This window comes from Pseudoalteromonas sp. SIMBA_162 (assembly GCF_046535955.1).
GTDB lineage: Bacteria > Pseudomonadota > Gammaproteobacteria > Enterobacterales > Alteromonadaceae > Pseudoalteromonas > Pseudoalteromonas marina.
In genome coordinates, this window is the sequence record NZ_JAWJBQ010000379.1 from 1 (window position 1) to 273 (window position 273).

A 273-nucleotide genomic window follows, 5' to 3' on the forward strand; every position below is an offset into this window, starting at 1 on the left:
TGTCCCCATCGTCTAGAGGCCTAGGACACCGCCCTTTCACGGCGGTAACAGGGGTTCGAATCCCCTTGGGGACGCCATCTAGCTTTAAGCTAGAGGTGGTTTTACCAAGAGAATAGCGTAACAATTAAAGCTCGAGTCTTTACTTGTATTATATGCATTACCTTAGCAACTCATGATGTGAGTCAAACTCATCAAATGTCCTAGTGACACATTTATGTGTCCCCATCGTCTAGAGGCCTAGGACACCGCCCTTTCACGGCGGTAACAGGGGTT

The 273-nt window shown here is 48.4% G+C and carries 1 tRNA gene; it reads left to right on the forward strand.

The features are described from left to right. Position 1 precedes the first annotated feature (1 nt). Positions 2 to 77: transfer RNA gene (locus R0J88_RS20120), tRNA-Glu, on the forward strand. The last annotated feature ends 196 nt before the right edge of the window (positions 78 to 273 follow it).